9 protein-coding genes and 1 pseudogene are annotated in these 12,155 nt (G+C 72.2%); 8 read left to right on the top strand and 2 right to left on the bottom strand.

What is annotated here, in order from left to right; all coding sequences use genetic code 11:
- Positions 1–18 precede the first annotated feature (18 nt).
- Both M1203_RS02810 and M1203_RS02815 read left to right on the top strand, forming a co-directional pair.
- Positions 19–1,005 (top strand): DUF4349 domain-containing protein, encoded by a 987-nt coding sequence (locus tag M1203_RS02810; RefSeq protein ID WP_249947835.1) that lies wholly within the window; start codon positions 19–21, stop codon positions 1,003–1,005.
- A 55-nt stretch (positions 1,006–1,060) separates the two neighbouring features.
- On the top strand, positions 1,061–2,440 hold the full coding sequence (locus M1203_RS02815; protein WP_249947836.1) for an FAD-dependent oxidoreductase: 1,380 nt from the start codon (positions 1,061–1,063) through the stop codon (positions 2,438–2,440).
- 9 nt (positions 2,441–2,449) lie between these two features.
- Here the strand turns inward: M1203_RS02815 and hemE are convergent, their stop codons facing one another.
- On the bottom strand, positions 2,450–3,514 hold the full coding sequence (gene hemE, locus M1203_RS02820) for a uroporphyrinogen decarboxylase (protein ID WP_374401599.1): 1,065 nt from the start codon (positions 3,512–3,514) through the stop codon (positions 2,450–2,452).
- 91 nt (positions 3,515–3,605) lie between these two features.
- Here hemE and M1203_RS02825 point away from each other — a divergent pair, with 91 nt between their 5' ends.
- The 5 genes from M1203_RS02825 (at position 3,606) to M1203_RS02845 (ending at position 10,372) form a co-directional block, all read left to right on the top strand.
- Entirely contained in the window at positions 3,606–4,295 is a 690-nt protein-coding gene (locus M1203_RS02825) for a DUF3000 domain-containing protein (RefSeq protein ID WP_249947837.1), read from the top strand.
- Between the two features lie 259 nt (positions 4,296–4,554).
- On the top strand, positions 4,555–5,214 hold the full coding sequence (locus M1203_RS02830) for a response regulator transcription factor (protein WP_030350743.1): 660 nt from the start codon (positions 4,555–4,557) through the stop codon (positions 5,212–5,214).
- Between the two features lie 76 nt (positions 5,215–5,290).
- On the top strand, positions 5,291–6,589 hold the full coding sequence (locus tag M1203_RS02835) for a ribonuclease D (RefSeq protein WP_249947838.1): 1,299 nt from the start codon (positions 5,291–5,293) through the stop codon (positions 6,587–6,589).
- A gap of 433 nt (positions 6,590–7,022) precedes the next feature.
- On the top strand, positions 7,023–8,243 hold the full coding sequence (locus M1203_RS02840; protein WP_249947839.1) for an acetyl-CoA C-acyltransferase: 1,221 nt from the start codon (positions 7,023–7,025) through the stop codon (positions 8,241–8,243).
- The gene (locus M1203_RS02845; protein WP_249947840.1) at positions 8,240–10,372 is read left to right on the top strand and encodes a 3-hydroxyacyl-CoA dehydrogenase NAD-binding domain-containing protein; all 2,133 of its coding nucleotides are present in this window, start codon (positions 8,240–8,242) and stop codon (positions 10,370–10,372) included. The genes M1203_RS02840 and M1203_RS02845 overlap by 4 nt, the downstream gene beginning before the upstream one ends.
- A 140-nt stretch (positions 10,373–10,512) precedes the next feature.
- Here the strand turns inward: M1203_RS02845 and M1203_RS02850 are convergent, their stop codons facing one another.
- Complete coding sequence (locus tag M1203_RS02850) at positions 10,513–11,673, bottom strand: hypothetical protein (RefSeq protein WP_249947841.1); 1,161 nt, start codon at positions 11,671–11,673, stop codon at positions 10,513–10,515.
- Positions 11,674–11,790: 117 nt separating this feature from the next.
- On the opposite strand from M1203_RS02850, the pseudogene M1203_RS02855 reads away from it, so the two are divergent.
- A pseudogene (locus M1203_RS02855) lies at positions 11,791–12,153 on the top strand (NTP pyrophosphohydrolase); the annotation flags it as partial.
- Positions 12,154–12,155 lie beyond the last annotated feature (2 nt).

A 12,155-nucleotide genomic window follows, 5' to 3' on the forward strand; every position in this document is an offset into this window, starting at 1 on the left:
CGTTTCTGGGGGGCCGATATGCGCGCGACACCACTGTTCGCGGCAGCACTACTCACCGTCTCGCTCACGCTCGCCGGATGCAGCGCCTCCGGTGGCAGTGACAACGCGTCGGCGGCGGACAGCGCCGCTAAACCGGCTCAGGAGCGGCAGGCGGACGCGCCGGGCACCGCGTCGGGGGCCGGTGCGCCGGCGTCCGGCAGCGAGGGGACGGACGCCGAGCAGCGGCCCGCGACGCCCCGTACGCATGTGATCCGCACCGCCGAACTCACGGTGCGCGTCAAGAACACGGAGAAGGCGCTCGCCACGGCGCGGGCCGCGGCCGTGAACTCCGGCGGTCTCGTCGAGAACGAGTCCACCGAGCGGGTCGAGGGCGGCCATGTGGGCTCGCGCATCGTGCTGCGGGTGCCGCAGGACGCGTACGACGACGTCCTCGCCGAACTGGCGGGCACCGGCACGCTGGTGGCGCGCAAGGCCGACGCCAAGGACGTCACCGACCAGGTGGTCGATGTGAACAGCAGGATCGCCTCGCAGCGTGCGAGCGTCGCGCGCGTACGGGAGTTGATGGACCAGGCGACGACGCTCAGCGATGTGGTCTCGCTGGAAGGCGAGTTGAGCACGCGTCAGGCCGCTCTGGAGGCGCTGCTCGCCCAGCAGGCGTCGCTCAAGGACCGTACGTCCCTGGCCACCATCACCCTGGAGCTCACCGAGGCTCCGGCCGTCAAGAAGGAGACGAAGAGGGAGGAGGACGGCCCCGGGTTCCTGGACGCGCTGGGCGGCGGCTGGGACGCGCTGACCGCGACCGTGCGGTGGATCGGGGTGGTGGTCGGCGCGGTGGCGCCGTTCGCCGCCGTGCTCGCGGTGCTCTACGTGCTGTGGCGGCTGGTACGGGGCCGGCTGCCCCGCAGGCCGGAGCCCGTACCCGCGCCCTGGCCCACCCCCGCGCCCTCGGCCGAGCCCTCGCCGGTTCCCGACGCATCGGCCCCCGAGGGGACGCGCGCGGACTGATCCGGATCCGCCCGCGTAGCGTTCCCCCGGAACACGGAAGCGAGAGGGGCGCGCAATGGCGGCGGAGCGCATGGTGGTCATCGGCGGTGATGCGGCGGGCATGTCCGCCGCATCGCAGGCCCGCAGGATGAAGGGCCCGGAGGAGCTGGAGATCGTCGCGTTCGAGCGCGGCCACTTCAGCTCGTACTCCGCGTGCGGCATTCCGTACTGGGTGGGCGGGGATGTCGCCGGGCCCGGTGACCTGATCGCGCGGACGCCCGAGGAACACCGCGCACGCGCCATCGATCTGCGGATGCGCACGGAGGCCATGGAGATCGACGTGGCCGGGCAGCGGGTGCGCGTTCGCGATCTCTCCGACGGTACGGAGAGCTGGACCGGCTTCGACAAGCTGGTCGTCGCGACAGGCGCCCGCCCGGTGCGCCCGGCGCTGCCCGGGATCGACGCGCCGGGCGTGCACGGCGTGCAGAACCTCGACGACGGGCAGGCGCTGCTGACCACCCTCGGGGCTACGAAGGGCGGGCGCGCGGTCGTCGTCGGCGCGGGGTACATCGGTGTGGAGATGGCGGAGGCGCTGCTGAAGCGCGGCTATCAGGTCACCGTGGTCCACAACGGGGACCAGCCGATGGCGACGCTCGACCCCGACATGGGCCGGCTGGTCCATGAGGCGATGGACGGGCTGGGCATCACCACGGTCGGCGGCACGACGGTCACCGGCGTACGCACCGGCGCGGACGGCCGGGTGCGCGCCGTGGTCACCGACGCCGCCGAGTATCCGGCCGATGTGGTCGTGCTCGGTATCGGTGTGGAGCCGGAGACCACCCTCGCCCGCGCCGCGGGGCTGCCCCTCGGGCCGCACGGCGGGCTGCTCACCGATCTGGCGATGCGGGTGCGCGGCCACGAGAACATCTGGGCGGGCGGGGACTGCGTGGAAGTCCTCGACCTGGTCTCGGGCTCGACCCGGCATATCGCGCTGGGCACCCACGCGAACAAGCACGGCCAGATCATCGGCGCGAACGTCGGCGGCGGCTACGCCATCTTTCCCGGGGTGGTCGGCACGGCCGTCAGCAAGGTCTGCGATCTGGAGATCGCCAGGACCGGGCTGCGGGAGAAGGACGCGCGCCGGGCGGGCCTCCAGTTCGTCACCGCGACCATCGAGTCCACCGACAAAGCCGGTTACTACCCCGGCGCCGCCGTCATGACGGTGAAGATGCTCGCGGAGCGCCGTACAGGCCGGTTGCTCGGCACCCAGATCGTCGGACGCGAGGGCGCGGCGAAGCGGGTGGACATCGCGGCGGTGGCGCTGACGGCCGGGATGACGGTGGAGGCGATGACCACCCTGGACCTGGGCTACGCCCCGCCGTTCTCCCCGGTCTGGGACCCGGTGCTGGTCGCCGCGCGCAAGGCGACGACGACCGTGCGGAAGGCGGGGCTTTGAGGTCAGGCCCTAGCGGGCGGTCTGGGTGTGTACGTACTCCACGAGCCGGGTCAGGGCGTCCGGGTCCATGGTCGGCAGCACCCCATGGCCCAGATTGAAGACATGGCCCTCCAGACCGGCCGCCGCGTCCAGTACCTCGCGGGCTTTGGTCTCCACGGCCGCCGTCGGGGCGAAGAGCACGGCCGGGTCGAGGTTGCCCTGGAGCGCCTTGCCGGGACCGACCCGGCGGGCGGCCTCGTCCAGCGGGACCCGCCAGTCGACGCCGACGACATCCGCGCCCGCCTCGCCCATCAGCCCGAGCAGTTCGCCCGTACCGACCCCGAAGTGGATGCGCGGGACGTCGTACGGCGCGATGGCCTCGAAGACCTTCGCCGAGGCGGGCAGGACGGAACGGCGGTAGTCGACCGGCGCCAGGGCGCCCACCCATGAGTCGAAGAGCTGCACGGCGCTCGCGCCCGCCTCGATCTGCACCTTGAGGAAGGCGGAGGTGATGTCCGCGAGCCGGTCCAGCAGATCGGCCCACAGCTCCGGGTCGCCGTACATCATCGCTTTGGTGTGCTCGTGGTTGCGGGACGGGCCGCCCTCCACGAGATAGCTGGCGAGCGTGAACGGAGCGCCGGCGAAGCCGATGAGCGGGGTGGCGCCCAGCTCGCCCGTGAGCATGCCGATCGCCTCGGTCACATACGAGACGTCGTCCGGGGTGAGGTCGCGCAGCCGGGCGAGATCGGCGCGGGTGCGGATCGGCTCGGCGACGACGGGGCCGACCCCGGGCTTGATGTCGAGATCGAGGCCGATGGCCTTGAGGGGGACGACGATGTCGCTGAAGTAGATCGCGGCGTCGACCTTGTGGCGCCGTACCGGCTGGAGGGTGATCTCGGTGACCAGTTCGGGCCGCATGCAGGACTCCAGCATCGGAATCCCCTCACGCACCTTCAGATACTCCGGCAGCGAGCGGCCCGCCTGTCGCATGAACCAGACCGGTGTGTGCGGCACCGGTTCACGCCTGCACGCCTTCATAAAGGGCGATTCGTACGGCTTCGTCTGCTGGCCCGAGGGGCGGTCAATGGCGCTCACGACCAGAATCTTCGCATGTACGGGGAAGCCGGGGCCCCGGCCCGGGTGTCCTTCCCTGCGCGAGGCGCGCGTTCCGCCTACTCTTCCCCGCATGGCTGCGGCTCAGGGACAGTTTTCCGATCATTCCAACGGCACCGAGGGAACGGGGGGCGCGGAGGGGGATTCCGGTCCGGCCACGTTCCGTTCGGCGGTCGAAGCACTGCGAACGGCGCGGTTGCGTCCCGAGATCGAGGTCGACCCGACCCCGCCGCCCAAGCGGCTGGCACCGTACGCGTACGCCCTGGAGGCGGCGGTCGTCGACGGTGACGACGATCTGGCGGACGGCCGGCTCATCCTGCTCCACGACCCGGCCGGACATGACGCCTGGCAGGGCGCCTTCCGGCTGGTGACGCTCGTACGGGCGGAGCTGGAGCCGGAGATGGCGGCGGACCCGCTGCTGCCCGAGGTGTGCTGGTCCTGGCTGACCGGCGCGCTGGAGGCGCGCGGACTGTCGTACGGGGAGGCCAGCGGCACCGTCACGCGTGCCGGGTCGCACTACTTCGGCGGGCTCGCCGAGCGCAGACCGGCCACCCAGATCGAGATCCGCGCGTCCTGGACTCCGCGCGAGGGCCGGGGCGGGGTGCCCGACGCGGCGGCGCATCTGGCGGCCTGGTGCGATCTGCTCTGCCAGATCGCGGGGCTGCCGCCGGCCACGACGGGACCGGTCGCGGGCGGGACGGACCCGGGCGCCGGCGCGGGTGTGGTGTCGCTGCCCCAGCGGCGCGGGCCGCAGGTGTCCTGACCGCCCTCACCGCGCCGCCTCGGGTGGGGCCGGTCGCGGGGGCGGGCCGTGAGTTCCAGTCGTGGGGTCCAGTCGTGGGGGCACGACAGGGAATGATCGATCACCCGTCCGAATTGCCCGAATTGTTACTCACCAAATCGTGATCTTTCTCTAAAGGCGGGCGGGATTGCTGCCGAAGAGGTCAATGACCCTTCAAGCACGGATCGCCCCGGCTTCATCCCCAGAGCCGGCCCCGTCCCGCACCTTCCCAGGAGGCCTGGTGTCCGTTCTCCTAGAGCAGCCCGCAAGCCTGGTCGCCTACCGCCCGAACAAGCCGACGGCCATGGTCGTCGTGGCCGACCCACGCGTCCGCTCCACCGTCACCCGCCACTTGTGGGCCCTTGGAGTACGTGACGTCATCGAGGCGTCGTCCATCGCGGAGGCCCGCCCCCGCGTCGGCAACCCGCGCGACATCTGCGTTGCCGACGTCCATCTGCCCGACGGTTCCGGGCTGACCCTGCTGTCCGAGACCCGAGCCGCGGGCTGGCCCAACGGCCTCGCCCTCTCCGCCGCCGATGACATCGGCGCGGTGCGCAACGCCCTCGCGGGCGGTGTCAAGGGCTATGTCGTCACCGGTACCCGCACGAACATCGGCCACCCGGGCCGTCCCGGCGCCGCCCCCATCGGCGCCGGCCAGCGGATGCACCGCCGTCCTCCGGGGGCCCCGAGCCACCCGGGTGGCTACCGGGAGCTCTCCGGCCGTGAGGTCGAGGTGCTCCGGCTGGTCGCCGAGGGCCAGTCCAACAAGGCCATCGGTGTCTCGATGGGCCTGTCCGCACTCACCGTCAAGAGCCATCTCGCCCGGATCGCGCGCAAGCTCGGCACGGGCGACCGGGCGGGGATGGTCGCCGTGGCCCTCCGTACCGGAATCATCCACTGACCACTTCTCGCCCCCACCGCCCGTCGACGGAACGTTCCGTCGACGGGCGCCTTCCGTTCACGGATACCCTTGACAGGTGACCGACGCCCAAGAGACCGCAGCAGAGCCAGCACTGCGAACCACCGGGGGCCAGGAGCGCCAGCCGCTCATGTCGCTGCCCCCGGACGACGTCGAAACGGCGCCGATCCCCTTGCTGGAGCCCCGCGAGGGCATTCCGCCGGTAGTCGCCACCGAGGAGGCGCTCGCCGAGGTGATCGCGGCCTTCGCCGCGGGCACCGGCCCCGTGGCCGTCGACGCCGAGCGGGCGTCGGGTTACCGCTACGGTCAGCGCGCCTACCTTGTCCAGCTGCGCCGCGAGGGCGCGGGCACGGCGCTGATCGATCCCGTCGGCTGCCCCGATCTCTCCGGTCTCGGCGAGGCGCTCGCCGGGACCGAGTGGATCCTGCACGCGGCGACTCAGGATCTCCCCTGTCTGCGCGAAATAGGCATGACGCCCACCCGGCTGTTCGACACGGAACTGGCAGGCCGGCTGGCGGGCTTTCCCCGGGTCGGGCTCGGCGCGATGGTCGAGAACGTCCTCGGCTACGCCCTGGAGAAGGGCCACTCCGCCGTCGACTGGTCGACCCGTCCGCTCCCCGAGCCGTGGCTGCGCTACGCCGCGCTCGATGTGGAGCTGCTCGTCGATCTCCGGGACGCGCTGGAGAAAGAGCTCGACCGCCAGTCCAAGCTGGACTGGGCGCACCAGGAGTTCGACGCGATCGCCTCGGCCCCGCCGCCGCCCCCGCGCAAGGACCCGTGGCGCCGTACGTCGGGCATGCACAAGGTGCGCCGCCGCCGTCAGATGGCGGTCGTACGGGAGCTGTGGACCACCCGCGACCGGGTCGCGCAGCGGCGTGACGTCTCCCCCGGCAAGGTGCTGAGCGATGCCGCGATCATCGAGGCGGCGCTGGCGCTGCCGGTGAACGTGCACGCGCTGACCGCGCTGGCGGGCTTCGGCCACCGGATGGGACGCCGCCAGCTGGAGCAGTGGCAGACGGCGGTCGACCGGGCCAGGGCGCTGCCCGACGTGGAGCTGCCCCAGCCGGGGCAGCAGGTGGCGGGGCCGCCGCCGCCGCGCTCCTGGGCGGACAAGGACCCGGAGGCGGCGGCCCGGCTGTCGGCCGCCCGCGCGGCGGTCTCGGAGCTGGCCGAGCGGCTGAACATGCCGCAGGAGAACCTGATCACGCCGGACACGGTGCGCCGGGTCTGCTGGGAGCCGCCGCACGAGCCGACGGTGGCGAAGGTGGCGGACGCGCTCGCGGGCCATGGGGCGCGCGCCTGGCAGGTCGAGCAGGTGGCGCCGCTGCTGACGCGCGCGCTGACGGTGTCGGGCTGACCGGCCGTGCCGTACTGACCTGTCGTGTCGTACTGACGGTGCGCCTCGCCTCCCGGCGGAGGCGCGGGCGGCCGGGCCCGCGGGTCCACCGCGGGCCCCACTCGGTGGTTCGCGGCGCCCGGGACGTCCCGGATGCCCACGACCGCCGGCGAGTGAGCCGAAGGGCGCGCCGCTGTCGTAAGGGAGGCTGTGCTCGATATGCGGCTCCGCCGCGTGGGCGGAGGCCCCGAGGAACGAGGGGTCGAGCACGGTCGACCGTCGACAGGGCCCGCGGCCGGAGGCCGCTGATGGATACAGCAAGCGCCCGGAGGCGAACCGAGCCCTCAAAATGGAAGGGGGACTGGGCAGCGTGGTTACCCACAAGTAGCATAGAAGCGGTAGCGCGCCTCAGCGCGCCCCGCAGTGCCACCCCGCACCCTGGAGGAGAGCCATCGTGCCTCGTACCGTCAGGGATGTCGTCTTCGTCGACGGCGTCCGCACCCCGTTCGGCAAGGCGGGCCCGAAGGGCATGTACCACGAGACCCGTGCCGACGATCTCGTCGTGAAGGCGATCCGGGAGCTGCTGCGCCGCAACCCGGACCTCGACCCGGCCCGGATCGACGAGGTCGCCATCGCGGCCACCACCCAGATCGGTGACCAGGGCCTCACGCTCGGCCGTACCGCGGGGATCCTCGCCGGGCTGCCCCAGTCCGTACCCGGCTACTCGATCGACCGGATGTGCGCGGGCGCGCTGACCGCGGTGACCAGCACCGCGGGCTCCATCGCGTTCGGCGCGTACGACATCGTCGTGGCCGGCGGTGTCGAGCACATGGGCCGTCATCCCATGGGCGAGGGCGTCGACCCGAACCCGCGCTTCGTCTCCGAGAAGCTTGTGGACGACTCCGCGCTCTTCATGGGGATGACCGCCGAGAATCTGCACGACCGCTTCCCGCATCTGACGAAGGCACGCGCCGACGAGTACGCGGTGCGCTCGCAGGAGAAGGCCGCCAAGGCGTACGCCGACGGCACGATCCAGCAGGACCTGGTGCCGATCTCCATCCGGCGGACCAACCCCGAGGCGGGCGAGACCGGCTGGGGGCTCGCCACCGCCGACGAGCCGATGCGCCCGGGGACGACGCTGGAGACGCTGGCCGGGCTGAAGACCCCGTTCCGGCCGCACGGCCGGGTCACCGCGGGCAACGCGGCGGGGCTCAACGACGGGGCCACCGCCTCGCTGATCGCCGCCGAGGACTTCGCGCGCGAGCAGGGCCTTCCGGTCAGGATGCGGCTGGTCTCGTACGCGTTCGCGGGCGTCGAGCCGGAGGTCATGGGGTACGGCCCCATCCCCTCGACGGAGAAGGCGCTCGCCAAGGCGGGTCTTTCGATCTCCGACATCGGTCTGTTCGAGATCAACGAGGCCTTCGCCGTACAGGTGCTGGCCTTCCTGGACCACTACGGCATCGCGGACGACGACGAGCGTGTCAACCAGTACGGCGGCGCCATCGCGTTCGGCCACCCGCTGGCCTCCTCCGGTGTCCGGCTGATGACCCAGCTCGCGCGGCAGTTCGAGTCGCACCCGCACGTCCGCTACGGGCTGACCACCATGTGCGTCGGCTTCGGCATGGGCGCGTCGGTCATCTGGGAGAACCCGCACTTCGACGGAGGCACCAAGTGAGCACCAGCACCGCCGAACTCCTGAAGGGCGCGGCCGAACTGTTCCCCGGCGAGGTCGTCACACAGGCGCACGTACGCCATCTCGATCTCCCCGCGGGTGCCGGGCGCTTCGCGCTCATCACGCTGGACAACGGCCTGGACCACACCAAGCCGACCACCTTCGGACCGCAGTCGCTGGCGAACCTCGGCGCCGCGATCGACCAGGTCGAGAAGGAAGCGGCCGACGGTACGGTCGTCGGCGTCGGGATCACCGGCAAGCCGTTCATCTTCGCGGTCGGCGCCGACCTCAAGGGCGTGGAGCTGCTGAAGCGCCACGAGGACGCGCTCGCGATCGGCAAGGGCGGCCACGAGGTCTTCAAGCGGCTCGCCGCGCTGGCCGTGCCGACGTTCGCGTACTACAACGGCGCGGCGATGGGCGGCGGTGTCGAGATCGGTCTGCACTGTCAGTACCGCACCGTCTCGGCCGCGCTGCCCGCGTTCTCACTGCCCGAGGTCTTCCTCGGCCTCGTCCCCGGCTGGGGCGGCTGCACACTGCTGCCGAACCTGATCGGCGCGGACCGCGCGGTCTCGGTCGTCATCGAGAACTCGCTCAACCAGAACAAGCAGCTCAAGGGCGCCCAGGTGCGTGAACTGGGCATCGCCGACGCGATCTTCGAGGGCGCCGACTTCCTGGAGCGGTCGCTGAGCTGGACCGCGTCCGTGCTGACGGGCGAACTGACCGTCGAGCGCGCCGAGGTGGACCGCGGCGAGGCCTGGGACCGCGCGGTGGAGCGCGGCAGGCAGATCGCCGACTCCAAGGTGCACGGCGCGGCCCCGGCGGCCTATCGCGCGCTGGACATCATCGCCGCCGTCAAGGACGGCGACCTCCAGGCCGGCTTCGACGCCGAGGACCGGGCCCTCGCGGATCTGATCATGGGCGGCGAACTGCGCTCCGGCATCTACGCGTTCAACCTGGTGCAGCGGCGCGCCAAGCGGCCGGCCGGGGCCCCCGACAAGGCGCTGGCGCGCCCGGTCACCAAGGTCGGCGTCGTCGGCGCGGGCCTGATGGCCTCGCAGTTGGCGCTGCTCTTCCTGCGCCGGCTCGAAGTCCCGGTCGTCCTCACGGACATCGACCAGGAGCGGGTCGACAAGGGCGTCGGGTATGTCCACGGCGAGATCGACAAGCTGCTGCTGAAGTCCCGTATCAACCAGGACAAGGCCAACCGTCTCAAGGGCCTCGTCTCGGGTGTGCTGGACAAGGCGGAGGGCTTCTCGGACGCGGACTTCATCATCGAGGCTGTCTTCGAGGAGATGGGCGTCAAGCAGAAGGTGTTCGCGGAGGTCGAGGCGGTCGCCCCGGCGCACGCGATCCTCGCCACCAACACCTCGTCGCTGTCCGTCTCCGAGATGGCCTCGAAGCTGAAGAACCCCGAGCGGGTCGTGGGCTTCCACTTCTTCAACCCGGTCGCGATCCTTCCGCTGCTGGAGATCGTGCGCGGGGAGCGGACCGACGACGCCGCGCTGGCGACGGCGTTCGGGGTGGCGAAGAAGCTCAAGAAGAGCGCGGTACTGGTGAAGGACGCCCCGGCGTTCGTCGTCAACCGCATCCTCACCCGCTTCATGGGCGAGATCCAGAACGTCATCGACGAGGGCACACCGGTGGCGGTGGCGGAGCGCGCGGTCGAGCCGCTGGGGCTGCCGATGTCCCCGCTGGTGCTGCTCGAACTGGTCGGGCCCGCCATCGGTCTGCATGTCTCGGAGACCTTGCACGGCGCGTTCCCGGACCGCTTCACGGTCTCCCGGAACCTCGCGGCGGTCGTCAAGGCGGGCAAGCGCGGCTTCTACGTCCACGACTCCGGAAAGCCGGAGCTTGACCCGGAGGTGGCCGCGCTTCTCCAGCAGGGCGACACCGTCCTCACCGAGGAGCAGACGCGCGAGCGGGTGCTGGACGCGGTGGCCCAGGAGATCGGTCTGATGCTGGACGAGGGTGTCGTGGCCGAGGCCCAGGACATCGACCTCTGTCTGCTCACGGGCGCGGGCTGGCCCTTCCACCTGGGCGGCATCACCCCGTACCTGGACAGGGAGGGCGTCTCGGAGCGGGTGAACGGCAAGCGGTTCCTGGCACCGGGCGTCGCGAGCGTCCCCGCGTAGCGTTCCCGGGCGTGCGGCGAACGGGCCGGTGCGGAAGGGGACTTCCGTACCGGCCCGGTCCGTTGTGCCGTCCGTGCCCGCCCGTACGACGTGACCTCCGTACGAGGTGACCTCCGTACGACGCGGCCTCCTTGCGGCGCTCAGATCCGGGTCCAGGCCTCCAGCGCCAGGCCCGGTTCCGCCTTCTGACGGGCCGTCCGCAGGGCGCCGTCCTCGCCGATCACCGCCAGGATCACCCGCCCCCGGCCGTCCAGCGCCAGCGCGGGCGCGCCGGAGCAGCGCTCCCCGGTCGGGGTCCAGTGCAGGCCCGCCGCCTCGTCCTCCGTCGGATAGGCGGCGATGTGCGGGCGGCCGTCGGCGCCGCGCTGGGCGAGGATCGTGCAGTCGTGGCCGTCCACGGGGGTACGCAGCAGGGCGAGCGGGCCGGTGCCGGGACCGCCCAGCCGCGCGGGCCGGATCCCGGGGCGCCAGGCGCGGACGGTGCCGTCGCCCGCGTCGCGCCAGAAGTGGGTGAGCCGTCCGCCTCCGGTGGGCCAGGCGGTGATGGTGCCCGGCTCGACCCCGCCTTCCGGTTCGTCCTCGGCGCGCTCCAGCTTCGCGTCGGGTTTCGGGCGCAGCCAGCGGACCACGGCGTCCCCGGCCGGGACGAGGACATCGATCAGTCCGCGGTCGGTGACGGCGGCGGCCGTCTCGCCGGTCAGTGTCGTGTCCTCGGCGTTGGCGCCGCCCCAGGGCCCCCAGCGGCCGGTGGGCGACTGGTGCTTGGCCGAGAGTCCGCCGTTCGTGTTGCGGAGGAACAGATGCACCGAGCCGGTGGTGTCCAGGACCGCGGACGGCAGGCCGATGTCCACGGCTTTCTCCCGGTCCTTCCCGTGCGGGTTGCCCAGTGAGTGCCAGTCCCGCAGCGGACGGCCCGTCTGGTACTGCACGGCGTGGACGAGATCGGTGTCGGCGGGTCCGTCGGCGCGCGGGCGTTTCCGTACGCCCACGAGATGGACGAAGCCCTCGGCGCTGCGCGCGAGCGACAGATACGGCAGCAGGCCCCGGGCGGCCAACTGCTCGGGGCCCGTCCAGTCGGGGCCGCCGGGGCGGGTCTCCGTCCAGCGGAGCACTCCGTCGGTGGTCGGCGCGTACGCCGTGAGCCTGCCGTCCTTGCCGCGCAGCAGCCAGCCGGTGGTCGCGGGGAGGGCGTCGTCCCCAAGGGGCGCGGGCGGCGCCCCAAGTGGCCTCGTGCCGGGGTCAGGGGCCTGGCTCGCGCTGTCCCCCGACCGCTTCGACGTCCGTCCGGACCGCGGTGTCATGGCCCACTGCCACCTTCCCGAGCGCGGAAAACCCAGAGCTCGATAGTACTCAGGGGCGTCGGCGAGGGCTCCGGGAGGCCGTACGGGCCGGCGCTGTGCGAGGCTGCGGCTGTGCTGATGCGGTTGATCGTCGACGCGGCGAATGTGGTCGGATCCGTTCCCGACGGGTGGTGGCGCGACCGGCGGGGTGCCACCGAGCGGCTGCGTGATTCCCTGGTGCCGTACGCCGCGAAAGGAGCGGCGGGGCATCCGGGGCCCGTTGAGGTCGTGCTCGTCGTGGAGGGCGCCGCGCGGGGCGTGGAGTCCGTACCGGGAGTACGGGTGGAGGCGGCGGCCGGTGGCGGGGACGATCTGATCGTGGAGCTGGCCGCGCGGGCGGCGGCGGACGGCGCGGGCTGTGTCGTCGTCACGGCCGACCGCGAACTGCGCCGGCGGGTGGCCGCGCACGGGGCGGAGTGCGCCGGGCCCAGGACCGTACGGCG

It is taken from the genome of Streptomyces sp. 35G-GA-8 (assembly GCF_023534745.1).
GTDB lineage: Bacteria > Actinomycetota > Actinomycetes > Streptomycetales > Streptomycetaceae > Streptomyces.

Coding starts and splice junctions, on each gene's coding strand:
- M1203_RS02815 (WP_249947836.1), top strand. CDS start 1,061: ATGGCGGCGGAGCGCATGGTGGTCATCGGCGGTGATGCGGCGGGCATG.
- M1203_RS02825 (WP_249947837.1), top strand. CDS start 3,606: ATGGCTGCGGCTCAGGGACAGTTTTCCGATCATTCCAACGGCACCGAG.
- M1203_RS02810 (WP_249947835.1), top strand. CDS start 19: ATGCGCGCGACACCACTGTTCGCGGCAGCACTACTCACCGTCTCGCTC.
- M1203_RS02850 (WP_249947841.1), bottom strand. CDS start 11,673: ATGACACCGCGGTCCGGACGGACGTCGAAGCGGTCGGGGGACAGCGCG.